This is a genomic window from Sinomonas sp. (assembly GCF_051955515.1).
Lineage (GTDB): Bacteria > Actinomycetota > Actinomycetes > Actinomycetales > Micrococcaceae > Sinomonas.
In genome coordinates this window covers 1-15,364 of record NZ_JBQCGQ010000116.1, presented here as the reverse complement: position 1 = coordinate 15,364, position 15,364 = coordinate 1, and the positions used below count along the sequence as shown (strand labels likewise).

Annotated in this window: 20 protein-coding genes; 6 read left to right on the top strand and 14 right to left on the bottom strand. The window is 68.9% G+C overall.

The annotated features are described in order from the left end of the window. Positions 1-153: 153 nt before the first annotated feature. Entirely contained in the window at positions 154-822 is a 669-nt protein-coding gene (locus ACTHL9_RS06455) for a TetR/AcrR family transcriptional regulator (protein ID WP_440518023.1), read from the bottom strand. Positions 823-898: 76 nt separating this feature from the next. Here ACTHL9_RS06455 and ACTHL9_RS06450 point away from each other — a divergent pair, with 76 nt between their 5' ends. From ACTHL9_RS06450 to ACTHL9_RS06440, 3 genes are read left to right on the top strand one after another with little or no spacing between them, the layout of a single operon-like run. Beyond that, positions 899-1,696 (top strand): ANTAR domain-containing protein, encoded by a 798-nt coding sequence (locus ACTHL9_RS06450; protein WP_440518022.1) that lies wholly within the window; start codon positions 899-901, stop codon positions 1,694-1,696. 59 nt (positions 1,697-1,755) lie between these two features. Continuing rightward, positions 1,756-2,472 carry a GAF domain-containing protein gene (locus ACTHL9_RS06445; protein WP_440518021.1) on the top strand — a complete coding sequence of 239 codons (717 nt, stop codon included), beginning with the start codon at positions 1,756-1,758 and terminating at the stop codon, positions 2,470-2,472. Between the two features lie 8 nt (positions 2,473-2,480). Continuing rightward, entirely contained in the window at positions 2,481-2,786 is a 306-nt protein-coding gene (locus ACTHL9_RS06440) for a hypothetical protein (protein ID WP_440518020.1), read from the top strand. A 19-nt stretch (positions 2,787-2,805) separates the two neighbouring features. Here the strand turns inward: ACTHL9_RS06440 and ACTHL9_RS06435 are convergent, their stop codons facing one another. The 7 genes from ACTHL9_RS06435 to ACTHL9_RS06405 are packed head-to-tail and all read right to left on the bottom strand — an operon-like array spanning position 2,806 to position 7,154. After that, a complete protein-coding gene (locus ACTHL9_RS06435; RefSeq protein WP_440518019.1) occupies positions 2,806-3,654 on the bottom strand; it encodes a DNA-3-methyladenine glycosylase family protein in 849 nt (282 codons plus the stop codon). Between the two features lie 2 nt (positions 3,655-3,656). After that, complete coding sequence (locus tag ACTHL9_RS06430) at positions 3,657-4,310, bottom strand: DNA-3-methyladenine glycosylase I (protein WP_440518018.1); 654 nt, start codon at positions 4,308-4,310, stop codon at positions 3,657-3,659. After that, positions 4,307-4,993 carry an alpha-ketoglutarate-dependent dioxygenase AlkB gene (locus ACTHL9_RS06425; protein WP_440518017.1) on the bottom strand — a complete coding sequence of 229 codons (687 nt, stop codon included), beginning with the start codon at positions 4,991-4,993 and terminating at the stop codon, positions 4,307-4,309. The genes ACTHL9_RS06430 and ACTHL9_RS06425 overlap by 4 nt, the downstream gene beginning before the upstream one ends. Further along, complete coding sequence (locus ACTHL9_RS06420; RefSeq protein ID WP_440518016.1) at positions 4,990-5,640, bottom strand: methylated-DNA--[protein]-cysteine S-methyltransferase; 651 nt, start codon at positions 5,638-5,640, stop codon at positions 4,990-4,992. The genes ACTHL9_RS06425 and ACTHL9_RS06420 overlap by 4 nt, the downstream gene beginning before the upstream one ends. Next, positions 5,637-6,134, bottom strand: a complete 498-nt coding sequence (locus ACTHL9_RS06415; protein WP_440518015.1) for an RNA polymerase sigma factor — start codon at positions 6,132-6,134, stop codon at positions 5,637-5,639. The genes ACTHL9_RS06420 and ACTHL9_RS06415 overlap by 4 nt, the downstream gene beginning before the upstream one ends. Before the next feature lie 58 nt (positions 6,135-6,192). Next, positions 6,193-6,693, bottom strand: a complete 501-nt coding sequence (locus ACTHL9_RS06410) for a methylated-DNA--[protein]-cysteine S-methyltransferase (protein ID WP_440518014.1) — start codon at positions 6,691-6,693, stop codon at positions 6,193-6,195. Positions 6,694-6,704: 11 nt separating this feature from the next. Next, positions 6,705-7,154: a nucleoside deaminase gene (locus ACTHL9_RS06405; protein WP_440518024.1), complete on the bottom strand. Its 450-nt coding sequence runs from the start codon at positions 7,152-7,154 to the stop codon at positions 6,705-6,707. Between the two features lie 85 nt (positions 7,155-7,239). Here ACTHL9_RS06405 and ACTHL9_RS06400 point away from each other — a divergent pair, with 85 nt between their 5' ends. After that, positions 7,240-7,965, top strand: a complete 726-nt coding sequence (locus tag ACTHL9_RS06400) for a phosphatase PAP2 family protein (RefSeq protein ID WP_440518013.1) — start codon at positions 7,240-7,242, stop codon at positions 7,963-7,965. Positions 7,966-8,031: 66 nt separating this feature from the next. Here ACTHL9_RS06400 and ACTHL9_RS06395 read toward each other — a convergent pair whose 3' ends face one another. Then, on the bottom strand, positions 8,032-8,196 hold the full coding sequence (locus ACTHL9_RS06395; protein ID WP_440518012.1) for a hypothetical protein: 165 nt from the start codon (positions 8,194-8,196) through the stop codon (positions 8,032-8,034). A gap of 85 nt (positions 8,197-8,281) precedes the next feature. On the opposite strand from ACTHL9_RS06395, the gene upp reads away from it, so the two are divergent. Then, positions 8,282-8,917, top strand: a complete 636-nt coding sequence (gene upp / locus ACTHL9_RS06390) for a uracil phosphoribosyltransferase (RefSeq protein WP_440518011.1) — start codon at positions 8,282-8,284, stop codon at positions 8,915-8,917. Between the two features lie 54 nt (positions 8,918-8,971). On the opposite strand, the gene ACTHL9_RS06385 is transcribed toward upp, so the two are convergent. The 3 genes from ACTHL9_RS06385 to ACTHL9_RS06375 form a co-directional block, all read right to left on the bottom strand. Beyond that, entirely contained in the window at positions 8,972-9,727 is a 756-nt protein-coding gene (locus ACTHL9_RS06385) for a hypothetical protein (protein WP_440518010.1), read from the bottom strand. Further along, the gene (locus ACTHL9_RS06380) at positions 9,724-10,278 is read right to left on the bottom strand and encodes an RNA polymerase sigma factor (RefSeq protein ID WP_440518009.1); all 555 of its coding nucleotides are present in this window, start codon (positions 10,276-10,278) and stop codon (positions 9,724-9,726) included. Before ACTHL9_RS06380 ends, ACTHL9_RS06385 begins: the two co-directional genes overlap by 4 nt. Positions 10,279-10,388: 110 nt before the next feature. After that, positions 10,389-11,021: a protein tyrosine phosphatase gene (locus ACTHL9_RS06375; RefSeq protein ID WP_440518008.1), complete on the bottom strand. Its 633-nt coding sequence runs from the start codon at positions 11,019-11,021 to the stop codon at positions 10,389-10,391. Between the two features lie 175 nt (positions 11,022-11,196). Between ACTHL9_RS06375 and ACTHL9_RS06370 the strand changes: the two genes are divergently transcribed. Beyond that, a complete protein-coding gene (locus ACTHL9_RS06370; protein ID WP_440518007.1) occupies positions 11,197-11,571 on the top strand; it encodes a glyoxalase superfamily protein in 375 nt (124 codons plus the stop codon). 223 nt (positions 11,572-11,794) lie between these two features. Here the strand turns inward: ACTHL9_RS06370 and ACTHL9_RS06365 are convergent, their stop codons facing one another. Continuing rightward, a complete protein-coding gene (locus tag ACTHL9_RS06365; protein WP_440518006.1) occupies positions 11,795-13,855 on the bottom strand; it encodes an ArnT family glycosyltransferase in 2,061 nt (686 codons plus the stop codon). Next, positions 13,855-15,364 (bottom strand): glycosyltransferase family 39 protein (locus tag ACTHL9_RS06360; RefSeq protein WP_440518005.1); only part of this gene is annotated, 1,510 nt, incomplete at its 5' end. The genes ACTHL9_RS06365 and ACTHL9_RS06360, both read right to left, overlap by 1 nt.

The window sequence follows — 15,364 nt, the reverse complement described above, 5'->3', positions numbered from 1 at the left end:
GGGGGGGGGGGGGGGGGGGTGGGGGTGGGGGGGGGGGGGGCGGGCGGGCGCGGCCCCCCCCCCCCCCCCCCCCGGGGGCCGCCCCCGCGCCGCGGGCCCCCGCCCCCCCCCCCCCCCCCCCCCCCCCGCTGGGGGGCCAGTCGACGGGGCGGTCTATGCACGGGCTCCTTGCACTCCCTGACGCGAGACGTGGTGCTCGATGAGAGTCCCCGCTATCGTCTTGGCGTTCTCGACCGACCGGGAATTGCCTGCCGCATCGGACAGGATGGTGCCGTCAATGAGCAGGCGGCAATCTCTCGCGAATTCCGCCGGCTGGCTGAGGCCCGCGGCTTGGGCGAGCATGGCGATGCGCGCGGTCAGGCGTTCGGAGTACCGAACACTCGCCTTGCCCAACGGTTCCTCGGTGCCGAACTCCGCGAGGATATGGACCATGGAAGCGCAGGGCGTTTCACCCTTCTTGCCGCACAGCCTCTCCACGGCGTCGAAAATGCCCACAAGAGACTCTGGCCCGTCGCCGCGTGCGGCGACGCCCGCTTCGAGCGCTTCGACCCACGTGAGGTAGAGGTGATCGAGGTACTCCAAGGCGACTTCTTCCTTGGAATGGACGTAACTGTAGAAGGTGGCCTTGGCAACCCCCGAGGCCTCCACCAGATCATCGACAACCGAGGCGCGGACCCCTCGTCTTTCAAAGAGCTCGAAGCACGCCTTGAGGATCGCCTCCCTGGCGGATGGTGCTGTGGTGGTCATGGCGGAGCTGCTGCCTTCCATCCGTCCCGCGTCGGCCGACGAGGGACGCTTGGCGAGCAGGCTCCTTCCGCTCATTGATGAGAATAAGACGAGTGGGGGGCGGGTCCACCGGGCGCAGAAAATTCGCCTTTAGGAGACGGAGTACCCAGGCGTGCAGAGGTGTAGCGTGCTATCAAGGGGAGAAATCAAAGGACCTTTTCGCGGCCTGGGGAGGCTTCAGGACATGCACTCGGAGTGGACCAGCACCGAGGTTGCCGAGTTGCAGGCCCTTCTCCTCGACACTCCGGACCTCAAATCATTCCTTTCACGCCTGACGCAGGTGGCGGCACAGGAGATGTCACATCGCGGGACTGTCTACTGCAGCGTCACCGTGATCAGGGAACGGCGCGGAGCCACCGTCGCCTTCAGCGACGGCTTCGCAACCGGCTTGGACGAGCTGCAGTACCAGAGCGGGGAGGGCCCCTGCGTCACCGCCTTGAGGATCGGCAGGGTTGTTGAGGTGGAGGACCTCCTGCACGAAGGCCGGTGGCCCGTCTACCGCCGGGCGGCAATGGATGCGGGAGTACGCGCCATCCTTGCCGTTCCCATCGTCTTGGAAGCTGGCGCTCAGGCGGCACTCAACTGCTATGCCGAGGAAGTCGGTGCGTTCGCCGGCGAAGTCAAAGCCAGTGCTGAGGCATTCGCCGAGTTGGCGTCCTCGTCTATGCGGATTGCCGTCAGGATGGAAACGGAGACGGAAAGGTCCGCAGACCTCGCCGCGGCTCTTGAATCCCGGACAGCGATCAACCTCGCTACGGGCGTCATCATGGCGCAGTCAGGGTGCAATCAGGAGGAGGCGGTGGACATTCTCCGCCGAGCCTCGATAAGCCGCAACGTCAAACTCCGCGATCTTGCAGCACAGATTCTGGCTCGTTTCGGGGAAGTGGACCCGACAACTCATTTCGACTGACAATCCATTCCGACCGAGGGAACGATGACGATACGCAAAAGCATGAGCGAGAGCCGGTGATGATGATGGATCTGCCGCTCGCCCAGGAACTGGCGGTGCTGACCGCCCGCCTTGCCGACCTACTGCTGACCCGTGAGTCCGCCGCAGAGGCCGTCCAGTCCCTCGCTCAGGCCGCCATGGAGGCGGTCCCTCATGCTTCAGGAGGGGGGGCAACCTTGATCGACGAACGCGGACGCGAGACCAGCACGGGCGCGACGGACGAGGTTGTGCTGGAGGCCGATCGGCTTCAGTACGACGTGGGCCAAGGCCCCTGCCTCAGCGCCTGGGCGGAAGAAAGGACCCAGGTCATTACAGATATTGCAACCGAGACCCGTTGGCCGCTGTGGACGCAACCGGCCGCCGTCATAGGGCTGCGCTCCGCGATGAGCACGCCGCTGACGGCGGGAGGCACGACCATCGGGGCCATGAAGGTCTATTCGAACACCCCGGGGACATTCACGGAGCGGGACGCTCGTCTTCTCGAGATGCTCGCGCGCCCCGCGGCCGTGATGCTCGCCAACGTTCAGGCAAGAGACGCTGCCGAACGGGCGAGCCAGCGGATGTCCCAAGCAATTGCGGACCGCGACGCGATTCGCATGGCAACAGGGATCATGATGGAACGGGAACACCTCGACCCCGAGGAGGCACTTTCCAGGATCATGTCCCTTTCACGGCTCGAGAAGAGGGCCCTTCGCGACATCGCCCAGGAGATCGTTGCTGGGCGACCTGTTCTCTGAGGACCAGGATGGATACGGGCAGCAATGGGGCGGAGAGGCAATGGAAACTTACTCGAGAGGCCGTCGAGGCCGCAGGACTCACCATCGGGCAGGTGTGGTTACGGTACTTCAGCCTGACCGGCAGCGCGGGTGAGTACGAGGTCGACGCCTACCTCAACGGACTGCTCGTCCTTCCGACAATGCAGCGCGACCTCGTCTCCCACGCGGTGAACGAGCTCATCGATGAGAAGGCACAGCCTGTGAGAGCGCCGTACAGCTACAACCTTGACGGGAAGGAGCCGTCGGAGCAACGGGACGAATCGAGGGACGAGTAGCTTCCGGTTCGTTCGCGCGTCACCCGAGCGAATAGGCGGCCGCTGTCCAGAGGTGCACAAGCGCGTATGCGCGAAAGGGGCGCCAAGCCTGCGAGCGAGCCTCGGCCTCGCGCGCCGTGATTCCACCGAGGGCCCGTCGGAGCACGAGGTCCCCGGGTGCGAACGCGTCTCGATCCCCGAAGCGCACGGATAGATAGTCGACCGTCCACGGCCCGATGCCCGGGATCGCGAGAAGTTGTTCAGGCGTCAGCGCGGTGCCTGCTTCACTCCACTTCTTGGCGAGGGTCACGACCGTGCGTGCCCGGGCCGAAGTGAGGCCGACGACGGCACGCAACTCCTCGAGGTCGGCTGCGGCGAGAGCGTCGGGGTGCGGGAACGCCCGGAGGCCCGAGGGCGTTGGCTCGCCGAACGTTGCGACGAGGCGGCCGGAGAACGTGCGGCCCGCAGCCAGGGAGACCTGTTGCCCGAGGACGGTCGTGACCGCAGTCTGGAATCGATCCGTGGTGCCGATGACACGAAGCGCTGGTCGGGCGGCGACGAGCGGTGCAAGGCGGGCATCGGGGCTGAGCGCGGCGCGGATTGGATCGAGATCAGCGTCGAGGTCCAGCCAACGCCGTACGGTTCGAATGAGGGCGTCCGACTCGGAATCCTCGAGGACCTGCTCGAACTCCACGTCCACGCCCTCGGTTCCGAAGCGGACTTTGACGGCGCGCGGACCTTCCGGCCCCGGGAGCACCCGCGAATGGGTCATCGCGTCCACTTCGGTGAGCTCGGCTCCGGGGACGTTGTGAGCCGCGAGGCTGCCGAGCACTGCGACCGGGTCCAAGCCGCCGGGAGCATCGAGCCGCACAGTGACTCCGGGTCCCATGGCTACGCCCACACGCCCGAGGATCCGCGCCGGTGGCTGTTCACGAGGTGGGTGTCGATGATTCCGACGGCTTCCATGAGGGCGAACATGGTGGTAGGACCCACGAAGGAGAAGCCCTTCTTCCTGAGCGCCTTCGAGAGGGCCACCGATTCTGGCGAGGAGCTGGGAATTTCGGAGAGCGTCGAGGGCGCCGGGGTAACTCCGGGCCGGAACGACCAGACGAAGTCCACGAGACCGCCCTCCTCGCGGAGCGCGATGGTTGCTTGGGCGTTCCGGATGGTCGCCTGGATCTTCGCCCGGTTCCGAATGATGCCCTCGTTCTGCATGAGACGTTCGACGTCGTCCTGGGTGAACGTCGCAACCCGGTCTGGATCGAAGCTCAGGAAGGCTTCGCGGAACGCGGGACGCTTGCGAAGGATCGTCGCCCAGGAAAGGCCGGCCTGGAAGCCTTCAAGGCTGATCCGCTCGAAGAGGCCTTGCTCGTCCCGCACCGGCATACCCCATTCGGTGTCGTAGTACTCGCGCATGAGGGCGTCGGCGCTGGCCCAGGTGGGCCTCGCCAATCCGTCCTCGCCCACTACCACCCCGCCCACTACCACCCCGCCCACACCAGCCCCGCCCGCGACAGCCGCCGCGTCGGTGGTCAGCTCGCTCATTCCGTCCCCTTCTCTTCCGATCCGCCCAGCCCTGTGTCACGCAGCGTGATGTTGATGCGCCCTGATTCGATTCCGCAGCCCTCAGGCGCCGTCTCCGCGTGGATCTTGGTGACGCCGTGGAAGGCCAGCCGTGACGGGCCGCCGAAGACGAACAGGTCACCCGACTCGAGGACCACGTCCTCGTAGGGACGGCCGCGCCCCTCGCCGTTACCGAAGCGGAACTGGCAGGCATCGCCGATGGAGAGGGAGACAACCGGTTCCAGGGAAACTTCGTCCTTGTCCTGGTGCATCCCCATCCTCGCGCCCGCATCGTAGTAGTTCACGAGCGCGGTGTCCGGGGTGTAAGCCGTCTGGTCCAGTCCATAGGCCTCGGCGACAGCCAGACGCCCGAGGCGAACCATCCATGCGGGAAACGGCAACACCGGCCGGCCGTTCACGTCGGTCGCCTCGCGCGTGTACTTGTAGGGCTGCCAATGCCACCCAAGGCACACGGTCTTGACCGACATCACATGCCCCCGGACCTTGGCGCCGCGGAGTGGTACGGGTCCGCGCACCCATTCGCGATAGCGATCGGAGATCCATGCTTGCTGCTCAAGCGAGAGCCATCCCGGGACGTGCACCGCGCCGGGAGCAATCTCCCGGCGCGGTCGGGCCAGTAGCTCCTCGCCGAAGAGAGCGCTCACGCAGCGACTGCCTCAAGCTGCAGCAATGACGACTTGGCGTCCAGCCCGCCGATGTATCCGCCGAGGCTTCCATCCGATCGCAGCACCCGGTGGCACGGAACCACCACGGGCAGAGGATTGGTGGCGCAGGCGGTCCCCACGGCGCGGACCGCCCGCGGGTTCCCAACGGCCCGCGCGACTTCGGCATAGCTTTCTGTGTGGCCGTAGCCAATCTCAGAGAGATGCTGCAGCACGGTGCGGCGGAACCCTGCCGCGAGACTCAGGTCGATCGGAAGATCGAAGCCCTTCCGACGGCCGGAGAAGTACTCCTCGACCTGACGGGCCGCCTCGGCCAGCCGGGAGGGTGCCTCGAGGATTCTCGGGCTCAGACGCTCGGCGAGGACAGCGAGCACGGCCTCATGGCCCTCGCGTTCGTAGGCCACGCGGACGAGCCCGCGCTCCGTGGCGGCGATCAGGAGCTTTCCGACAGGAGTCTCGACCACACGGTACGCCACGTCCAGAACGCCTTCCCTGGATGCGCGTTCGGCCAGACCCGTGTGGAGTCTGCCGAGAACCCCCGGCTCGATCCTCACGAGCTCGGGCGGGATGACCAGATCCACCGGCCCAAGACCGGTCGAGCTGCGAAGCGGCTGTGCGCTCGTGTTCATGCTGATTCCCCTTCTGCCGCGGACGCGGAGGCGGTGGCCCGAAGCGACTTGATGCCGTCCGACGCGGCCCGCCGCGCGGCTGCAGGCGAGCCACCCACGATCGCCGCAATGTCGTTGAACGGCAGATCGGCGAGGTATCGATAGGCAAGGACCTGCCGCTGTTTGTCTGGAAGCCGGGCAACTCTGAGCCAGATGGGGTCCACCTCTGCGTCTGCCTCCGGAAGACCATGATCGGACGGCCGCTCCGGCACCTCGGACACTGGGACTGCCCGGCGCCGGACTGCCCTCACCGTGTCCAGACTCTTCCGGTGCGCGATGGTCACGAGCCAGGCCTCGATGTTCGCATCGGCGGGAAGTTCCGGGTACGCACGCAGCGCCGCCATGAACGTCTCCTGCCACACGTCCTCGGCCTCCGCCGGCCCCACGACCGCGCGGCACACCCGCAGCACGGTCGCGCCGTGGAGGAGCACGAGTTTTTCGAAGGGCTGTTTCATGTCCATCACTGGGTAGACGCTGGTGCGGAGCGAAATGTGAGGCGGGGGAGGTGGACGGTCAGAAGAGGCGCCTCGCCTTCACTTCGGGCGGCTCCTCGAGTTCGAGCAGGAACCGCTTCCGGTCGAGTCCGCCCGCATACCCCGTCAGGCTCCCGTCGCTGCCAATGACCCGGTGGCACGGAACAACGATCCCCAATGGATTGTGCCCCACGGCCTGGCCGACCGTCTGCGCCAGTCCGCGCCCGCCGAGATGCTCGGCCAACGTTCCATAGGTCGTTGTTGCGCCGTACGGGATCTCGCGGAGCAGCCCCCACACGGCGAGCTGGAAGGCATTGCCGCGTGGCGCCGTCGTCAATTCGAACTCGCGCCGCTCGCCGGCGAGGTATTCGCGCAGCTGGCGGGCGGCGTCGTCGAGCAGCGCGTCTTCGCCCACCCTCTCCCCGAACGAGGCCTTCTGTGGGAGGGTCCAGTGCACGGGGAAGTAGACGGCGGTGATCGCGTCGCCGTCGGCGACGAGGGTGAGGGAGCCCAGAACGGTCTCGGCCTGGGTGTGACGCATGGTTTCCATTCTCAGCGATGAGCGGCGAAGAACTGCCGCAGGACGTCTCCGCATTCCTCGCCGAGCACTCCTCCGTAGACCTCTGCCCGGTGGTTGAGCCGCCGTTCTCGCAGGACGTCGAAGACGCTCCCTGCCGCCCCGGCCTTCTCGTCCCACGCCCCGAAGACGACGCGAGGGATCCGGGCCAGCACAATGGCCCCCGCGCACATCGCGCAGGGCTCGAGCGTCACCACCAGTGTGCAGTCCTCGAGCCGCCAGCCGTCGCCGCCGGCCCGCTCGCGCAAGAAGGCCGCGGCAGCGCGGATCGCGACCATTTCCGCGTGGGCGGTCGGGTCGCCCAGCGCCTCGCGCTCGTTGCGCCCGACGGCGATCATCTCGCCGTCGGGCCCCGCGACGACGGCGCCGATGGGCACGTCGCCCGTGTCCAGCGCCGCCTTGGCCTCCTTGAGGGCACGCAGCATCCACGCCTCATACGGAGAGGGCGGAAGTCCGGGGAAGGCCACGGTGTCAATGATAGGTTCGCGGCAAAGAGCGAAGGGAGTTGCGGTGAGGGAGGCCCTTGCGGCACTCGGCCGACGGCTCGGCCCCTACGCGTCATTGTGGAGCCTGCTCGTCGCGGGGCTCGCGGTGATCCTCGCCCTCAGCTGGGCGGCAGGGGAGGTCTACGAGTCGGTCAAGGAGCACGATGCGCTGGCCGCCCTCGACGTTCCAGCGCTGCAGTACGCCATGTCCCTGAGGACTCCGGGCCTCGACACGGCTGTGACCCTTTTCACGGACATCGGCGGCAACCTTGGAGCACCGATTGTCGCGGCCGGGGCGACCGCGGTGCTCGCCGCCGTCTACCGTCAGCGCCTTCCCGTGATCCTCATCCCGGCGGCCACGGTCGGCGCCTTTCTCATCACGTTCAGCGGCAAGACGATCACGGGCCGCACTCGGCCGCCGCTCGCCGACGCCGTGCCGCCCTACGAATACTCGCCGTCGTTCCCCAGCGGTCACACCCTCAACGGAACCGTGATCGCGGGCGTGACCGTGTACTTGCTTGGCCTCTACCTGCGGCGGGTGTGGGCGCGGGTGCTCGCGATCGTTGTCGGCGTCGCGGACGCGGGCGCGATGGGCCTCAGCCGCGTCTTCCTCGGCCACCATTGGCTCACCGATGTGGTTGCGGGCTGGGTCATCGGGCTGGCGTGGCTCACCGCCGTTGTCCTCGCGCACCGCGCCTTCCGGCTCGTCCGGGCGCAGCGCGCGCAAGCCGTGGGGTCGGCCCCAAGCTGACCTGACAGGGAACGGCGGCGCCGGGCTGCTGCCCGACGCCGCCGCGCTCGCAGACAGCGCCGCGCGTCAAAGAACCGTCGCCCAGATGGCGACGACGGCCAAGATCACGCCCCAGGACACGAACAGCTGACTCCACCTCGGGCTTGGCCATTTAGCGGCCAACCACATCCCGAACAGCGCCCCCGTCGCTGCGGTGGAGTACGCGAGCAAGGAGACCATGAGCGCTTTCATGCGTCTCACCTCCTCCTCGAGGATGCCGATCAGTGTACTCCCGCGGGCCATTCCAGCCAGAGGCCCGAATGATAGTTTTGCAGCCATGCGCACACTCGTGGTGGACCACCCGCTCGTTGCCCACAAGCTGACGGTCCTGCGGGACAAGAACACGCCCAGCCCCGTCTTCCGTCGGCTCGCCGAGGAGCTCGTGACCCTCCTCGCCTATGAAGCGACGCGGGAGGTGCGCACGGAGCCCGTCACCATCGAGACCCCTATCACCACGACGGTCGGCACCGCCTTCACGAAGCCCACCCCGCTCGTGGTGCCCATCCTGCGCGCTGGCCTGGGGATGCTCGAGGGGATGACGACGCTTGTGCCGACCGCGGAGGTGGGCTTCCTGGGGATGGCGCGCGACGAGGAGACGCTGGACATCGTCACCTACGCCGAACGGCTGCCGGAAGACCTGACCGGCCGGCAGGTGTTCGTCCTCGACCCCATGCTTGCCACAGGCGGCACGCTCAGCGAGGCGATCAAGTTCCTCTTCCGGAGGGGCGCGAGCGACGTCACGTGCATCTGCATTCTCGCCGCACCAGAGGGTCTGGCCCGCCTTGAGAAGAGTGTGGGCGGCGCGAATGTCCACGTGGTGCTCGCCTCGATCGACGAACGGCTCAACGAGAAGGCCTACATTGTGCCCGGTCTCGGCGACGCCGGCGATCGGCTGTACGGCCTCGCGAAGTAGTTGCTCCGTCAGGTCCGCAGGGTGTGCACCCTGCGGACGTGACGGGGCAAGCGGCTAGCGCAGGCCGTCCGGGAGCTGGCCCGCCGGTGTCGACGGCGCAGGGAGCCCGCCGGGAAGCGCGGGGAGCGTCGGAACGGGCACGCCCAGATTGGGGCTCGGCAGCTGCGGCAGCGCGCCGGGGCCGGTGGGGCTTGGGGTGGGTGACGCCGTCGCCCTCGGGGCCTCGGGACGAACGCTCTGCGGCGCCGCCGGCGGGCCCGCGGACTCGCTCGGGCTTGGGGTCTCGGTGGAGGCTGGCGAGGCGGGCACCGTCGTCGTCGTCCCGCTGGCCGGCGAGCCGTGCTGCGCGGGCTTCGAGTCGCTATGGCCGCCGAGCACCCCGACAATCGTGCTGATTCCCTCATTCACGGATGAGCGGAAGCCCTCGTCCGCGGCTGCTGCTGCCGCTCCGGCGCCGACGGCCGCAGCGGCGATGATCGCCGCGGCGGCGAGCGGACGACGGCGGCGGCCCCGTCGCGTGGGTCGGCCCGCCCCAGTACCGGGGACGGCGCGCAGAACGGCAGTTGCCGCGGGAGCGGCGGGCGGCGCGCTCGAGGAGGCGGCGCCGTCGTGCTCAGAGAGGTCGTCCTCGGAGAGATCGTCCTCGGAGAGGAGGAGCGCTGCCAGCGGCCCCGGAGCGACAGGCTCGCCATGCGCGAGGGAGCGCAGTTCGGCGAGCAGCGGCCGGACGTCGTCGGCGCGCTCGGGGTCGAGGTCCGTCAGGATCTCGTCGATGACCCTCTGGTCATCCGCGCTGGGCGTGGCGTTCATGACGTGCTCAGTTCTGTGGTGAGGGCGTGGGTTCTCAGGGCTTCGAGGGCGCGTCGCTGGAGCTGCTTGATGGCTCCCGTGGTGCGTCCCATGATCTCGGCGGTCTGCTCGATCGAGAGATCTGCGACGACGCGGAGGAGGAGGACTTCGCGGTGGTCCTCGGTGAGGCCGTTCAGAAGGCCGAGGGCGCCGCTTCCGGCAAGGGCCAGATCTTCAGGCGTGGCCGGTGCGGTGCGGAGATCGGACTCGGGCTCGTGGGGGACCATCGCGGGCGTTCGTTCGCGGCGGCGATAGTGGTCCACCGTGCGCGAGTGGGCGATCGTGAAGACGAGGGCCTTCGCTCCTTCGAGCCCGCCCCGGAGACTGTCCATCCGCGAGTACAGCGCAAGGAAGACGTCCTGGGTCACCGCTTCGCAGTCCTCGACGCCGCGGGCCCGGAGGTAGCCGCGCACGGATGGCGAGAGGGTGCGGAAGGCTGCGGTGAAGAGTTCCGCATGGTCGCTGCGATCCGTCGAGCGGGTCGCGCGGTCCGGGTCCTCGTGGGGCTCCAACCGGTCTCCCTTGTGTTGTCTTGGGTCTCGGGCAAGGCTGCGGGGATGCGGCATGTGGGACCGCACCCCCGCGAAACGACTTGCCAGACTACCTCAGGTCGGCGCGCAGGTTAGCGCTGGACCGGAAGCGACGGGAGGCTCGAGGCGCCGAGGTCACCGGTCGAGGGCACGGCCGGGGCGCTCGGAACGGCGGCCTGGGTGGGCACCGACGGGACGGCGGGGACCGCGGGAACGGCCGTGTTGGCGCCGGCATTCGCGGTGGCGTTCGCGTCGACGGACGCCGAGCCGTTCGACGTCACGGCAGAGCAGTAGGCTGTGATGTTGCCCTCACCCTTCGCGGCGGTCGCGAGGCTCTGGAAGGCGGTCGACGTCGAGGTCAGGCCGCCGTGGGCGTACGCCGTGCAGAGGCCGAGCGCCGCCTGGGCGTTCACGTTTGCGTTCGGAGCGACCGACGACGGGAGGTCCGAGGCCTTGCTCGTCGCCGATCCGACGGCCGACTTCGCGGCGTCCGCGGCCTGGGTGGCGGCCGACGTCGGAACTGCGGGAGCGGTCGGCGCGGACGGAAGGGCGGTCGCGGGGAGGGCCGGGGCCGGGGCGCCGATGAGCTCGTGCGCGGCCTGCTGCGCAGGGGCCGGGAGGGCCTCGGCGTAGGCAGCGGTGCCCACGCCGCCCAGGGCGACGGCTCCGAGGGCGACGGCGCTCAGGGCGGCCTTGCTTGAGACGATGACGGAAAGGAAGGACATGAAGACTCCTCAGATCGAGACCAACGGGGAGGACCGCCGGGCGGCCCTACGCTCCCTCAACCGAGGCGGCCCTCCGAAAGGTCACGCGCTTCCCAAAAAAATCTGAGGACCCGTCCTGTCCGCAGGCTGTCCGCGAAAGCTACCGCCCGTCGTCGTACGTCTTTAAGGTGGGCGCATGGACTGGAAGCTTGAGCTGGTGTTCGTGCCTGTGTCCGACGTTGACCGGGCCAAGGATTTCTACGTCAACAAGGTGGGCTTCAACGCCGACTACGACCAGCGGGTCAACGAGAACCTGAGGTTCGTCCAGCTGACGCCACCTGGTTCGGCGTGCTCGATCGCGATCGGAGAGGGGATCAATGACGCACCTCCCGGCACCGCGCCCAGCCTTCAGCTCGTGGTGAGCGACATTCAGAAGGCCTACGACCAGCTCAAGGGCAACGGCGTGGACTGCAGCGAGATCGACGTCCAGGACTGGGGGCACTTCGTGTACTTCCAGGACCCCGACGGCAACAAATGGGCGGTGCAGTACATCCCGTGGCGGAACGCCTAGGGGAGTTCCGCCGGTCCGCCGGCCGCGAGGAGAAGTTACCTTCTCGCACACAAGTCACCCTCAGGGGAACTTGTGTGCGAGAGAGTGACTTGGCGGCGAAGGCCGAGTTCCCTTCTCGCAGGGAAGTTCCCGTTACGTGAACTTCCCTGCGAGACAGGGCGCTCGTCTGCCCGTTGCGCGCTAACGACCCTGCGAACGTGACGGCGGTGGGGGAGAGGAAGCGCTACCCGAGGGCGTAGACGGTGGCCCCGCCGATCGTCTGCCCCTCGTAGTTCGACTCGACCCACTGCGCGATCTGCCGGGCCGTGTCGGAACCCGAGTTGCCCTGCATGAGGCTGCCTCTGATGAGGTAGTGGATCTTCCCCTCCTTGACGAGCTCTTGGAATTGCGCGAGCGTCGGCGAGGGGTCGGTGCCGTTGAAGCCGCCGAGGGCCATGACGGGCAGCTGGGTCGCGAGCTGGTAGCCGGCTGCGTTGTTCGAGCCGACGACGGCGGCCGCCCACGTGTACTTCGACGCGTCGGTCTCGAGGGCGGTCACCAAGGCGGCCGACGGCGTCGTCGCACCGAGGAGCCCACCGGCGCCGCCGCGTCCCCCGCCGAAGCCGCCGCCCGGCGTCGTGCCTGACGGAAGCGTGCCTTGCTGCAGGCCCAGGAAGTTATTCGGGCCGCCGAACTGTGCCCCGGCGCGGAAGCCGCTGGGACCGCCGAAGCCGGGAGACGGCCCGGCGGTCACAACTGCGCCGGAATGCGGCGTCGCGACGGTCTGGAGCGTGAACGCGAGCGGACCGGCGAGGGCGGCGACGAGGGTGACGGCGGCCGTCGCCGGAGCGGCGAGGCGCGGCAGCGGCGTGCCGAAGCCCTGGGCAAGGACGACGACGGCGCTCGCGAGGCCGGCGGCCACAACGACCCAAGGGAGCCACGGAACGAAGCCTGACGCCCGGCCGAGGAGGACGGCGCCCATCACCGCCGAGGCCACGATGGACGCGGCGAGGACGGACGCCTCGAAGGGGAGGCGCCGTCGTTGCCAGAGGACGCCGCCACCGAGGCCCACGAGGGCCGCGATGCCGGGCGCGAGCGCCACGGAGTAGTACTCGTGGATGATCCCCTGCATGAGGCTGAACGTCAGCCCCGTCACCAGGACCCATCCGCCCCAGGCAATCATCGACGCGCGGACCACGTCAGTGCGCGGCGCCCGACGGCCCACCCAGAGCAGTGCGGCGCCGAGGATGAGCGAGGCCGGCAGCAGCCACGCGATCTGGCCCCCGAACGAGTTCGAGAACAGCCGGAACAGCCCCGGTTGACCCCAGCCGTTCGCACCCCCGACCGATCCGACCTCGTCGCCGTTGAGCCGCCCGAAGCCGTTGTAGCCGAACGTCAGCTCGAGGATCGAGTTGGTCTGGGAGCCCCCGATGAAGGGCCGTGCGCTTGCGGGCGTGAGCATCACGGCGGCGATCCACCATCCGGCGCCCACCACCATCGCGGCGAGGGCGCCGAGCAGGTGCGTGAGCCGCCGGCCGAGCGAGTGCGGGGCGGCCCACAGGTACGCGAGGCCGAACCCGGGCACCACGAGCAGGACCTGCAGCTGCTTGGTGAGGAAGCCGAAGCCGAGGAGCACGCCGGCAACGAGCAGCCAGCGCGCCTTCGCGTCCTGAATCGAGCGGACGGTCGCGTAGCCCGCGGCCGTCATGAGGAGGACGAGGAGCGCGTCCGGGTTGTTGAACCGGAACATGAGCGCGGCGATCGGAGTGAGCGCAAGCACGACGGCGGCCAGGAGCCCCGCGCCGTGCGCTGCGCGATCGCTTCCGGTCGCCGGGCGGGCGGCGCGCCGGACGGCGAGATACAGGATCCATGCCGACGCGACGCCCATGAGGGCCTCGGGCACGAGGATCGACCACGAGCTGAGGCCGAAGATCCGCACCGAGAGGTCCATGAGCCAGAGGGCGGCCGGGGGCTTGTCCACCGTGATGGAATTCGCAGCGTCCGACGCGCCGAAGAAGAACGCTTCCCAGTTCTGGCTCCCGGCTTGGGCCGCGGCGCTGTAGAACGCGTTGGCCCAGCCGCTCGCACCGAGGTTCCAGATGTACAGGACGCCGATCGCCGCCAAAGCGACTGCCAACTCCAGCCGCTTCAGTCCGGCGCCTCCGGCGCGGATCGCTCCGGCCGCTGCACTCCTTCGTCGCGCGACAACGCGGCCTTCCGCGATCCCCGCCTCCGGCGCCTTGGCAACCGGCTCGCCGGGGCCGCCTTCGGGGACGGCGAGACGGTGCGGCTGGGTCTGGGTCATCACTTCACCAGTTTGTAGACGGTCGTGTTGCCTACGGTCGTGGCCTGGAAGTTGGACTCGACCCACTGCGTGATCGCCGACGTGTCGCTGCCGCCGCGGCCACCGAACCCGCCGCCGCCCATGCCGCCCCCGGCGATGTAGTACGAGACCTGGCCATTGGCGACGAGGGCCTTGAACTCGTCCAGGCTCGGGTACGGATCGGACCCGCTGAAGCCGCCCATCGCGATGACGTTGGTGTTCGAGGCGAGCTCGAGTGCCGCGGCCGAGTTGGAGCCGTTGGTCGCGGCGGACCACTTGGTGGTTGTCTGCTGGAGGAGGGCCACGAGGTCGCTCGACGTGCCCGTCTCGCCGCCAGGACCGAAGCCGCCAAATCCTGCCCGGTTACCGAAGCCGCTGCCGAACCCGCCTTCGGCGGAGGGGCCCGACGTCGGGATCGAACCTGTGTGGCCGACCGATGCCGTGGCGACAGTGAACGCCGTCGACCCTAGGCCGCCCGCGAGCAGCGCGGCGATCGCGACAGCGACGGCGCCCAAGCGCAGCCGGTCGAATCGGACCAGCAGGCCGACGGCCGTTAGCACCCCGAGCACCACGATGACGACCCGCAGCCACGGCAGCCAGGACGCGTCGCGGCCGAGGAGGACCGCCGTCCACACGCTCGTCAAGAGGACCGTGACCGCGAGGACGATCCGCGAGGGCCAATACCCACGTCCCCGCCAGAGTTCGGCAGCACCGATGCCGACCACGCCCGCGATGCCAGGGGCAAGGGCGATGGCGTAGTACGGGTGGACGGTGCCGGTCATGAAGCTGAAGACCGCGGCTGTGACGAGCGTCCACCCTCCCCAGACGATGAGCGAGGCGCGCACGCGGTCGGTGCGGACGGCCCGACGCGTGAACCAGAGGCCTGCCACGAGCAGGATGAGCGCGGCGGGCAGGAGCCACGCGATCTCGGTGCCGAAACTCGAGCCGAACATGCGCAGGAGTCCGGCGGAGCCGCCGAAGCTCGCGCCGCCCGGGCCGCCGTTGCCGCCGGGGAAGCCCCCGGCCGCACCGCCGAACAGCCCGCCGACGGCGCTCTGGCCGGCGGCAGCACCGACGTCGCCCGCTCCTCCCGGGCCGCCCGCGAAACGCCCGCCGCCGCGGTTGCCGAAGATCCGCGCGAAGCCGTTGTAGCCGAACGTGAGCTCGAGGAAGCTGTTCGTCTGGGACCCGGCCATGTAGGGACGGACGCTCGTCGGGGTCAGGGTGAACGCGAGGATGTACGCCCCCGCCACGACCACGATGCCGCCGAGCGCGCCGAGCAGATGCACAATCCGGCGGCGGAGCGAGGTCGGCGCGGCCCAGAGGTACGCGAGGCCGAGGGCCGGGACGATCACCACGCCCTGCAGCATCTTCGTCAGGAACGCGAGGCCGATCACGGCACCCGCGCCGGCGAGCCACTTCCAGCCTGCCTTCTCGATCGCGCGGACGGTCATATAGGCCGCGAGAACGAGGCAGAACGTGAGCATCGCG

Excerpts from the sequence above, each read along its gene's own strand:
- ACTHL9_RS06455 (WP_440518023.1), bottom strand. The coding sequence starts at position 822 with ATGAGCGGAAGGAGCCTGCTCGCCAAGCGTCCCTCGTCGGCCGACGCG.
- ACTHL9_RS06445 (WP_440518021.1), top strand. The coding sequence starts at position 1,756 with ATGATGATGGATCTGCCGCTCGCCCAGGAACTGGCGGTGCTGACCGCC.
- ACTHL9_RS06440 (WP_440518020.1), top strand. The coding sequence starts at position 2,481 with ATGGATACGGGCAGCAATGGGGCGGAGAGGCAATGGAAACTTACTCGA.
- ACTHL9_RS06435 (WP_440518019.1), bottom strand. The coding sequence starts at position 3,654 with ATGGGACCCGGAGTCACTGTGCGGCTCGATGCTCCCGGCGGCTTGGAC.
- ACTHL9_RS06430 (WP_440518018.1), bottom strand. The coding sequence starts at position 4,310 with ATGAGCGAGCTGACCACCGACGCGGCGGCTGTCGCGGGCGGGGCTGGT.
- ACTHL9_RS06420 (WP_440518016.1), bottom strand. The coding sequence starts at position 5,640 with ATGAACACGAGCGCACAGCCGCTTCGCAGCTCGACCGGTCTTGGGCCG.
- ACTHL9_RS06415 (WP_440518015.1), bottom strand. The coding sequence starts at position 6,134 with ATGAAACAGCCCTTCGAAAAACTCGTGCTCCTCCACGGCGCGACCGTG.
- ACTHL9_RS06410 (WP_440518014.1), bottom strand. The coding sequence starts at position 6,693 with ATGCGTCACACCCAGGCCGAGACCGTTCTGGGCTCCCTCACCCTCGTC.
- ACTHL9_RS06405 (WP_440518024.1), bottom strand. The coding sequence starts at position 7,154 with ATGCTGCGTGCCCTCAAGGAGGCCAAGGCGGCGCTGGACACGGGCGAC.
- ACTHL9_RS06395 (WP_440518012.1), bottom strand. The coding sequence starts at position 8,196 with ATGAAAGCGCTCATGGTCTCCTTGCTCGCGTACTCCACCGCAGCGACG.
- upp (WP_440518011.1), top strand. The coding sequence starts at position 8,282 with ATGCGCACACTCGTGGTGGACCACCCGCTCGTTGCCCACAAGCTGACG.
- ACTHL9_RS06385 (WP_440518010.1), bottom strand. The coding sequence starts at position 9,727 with ATGAACGCCACGCCCAGCGCGGATGACCAGAGGGTCATCGACGAGATC.
- ACTHL9_RS06375 (WP_440518008.1), bottom strand. The coding sequence starts at position 11,021 with ATGTCCTTCCTTTCCGTCATCGTCTCAAGCAAGGCCGCCCTGAGCGCC.
- ACTHL9_RS06370 (WP_440518007.1), top strand. The coding sequence starts at position 11,197 with ATGGACTGGAAGCTTGAGCTGGTGTTCGTGCCTGTGTCCGACGTTGAC.
- ACTHL9_RS06365 (WP_440518006.1), bottom strand. The coding sequence starts at position 13,855 with ATGACCCAGACCCAGCCGCACCGTCTCGCCGTCCCCGAAGGCGGCCCC.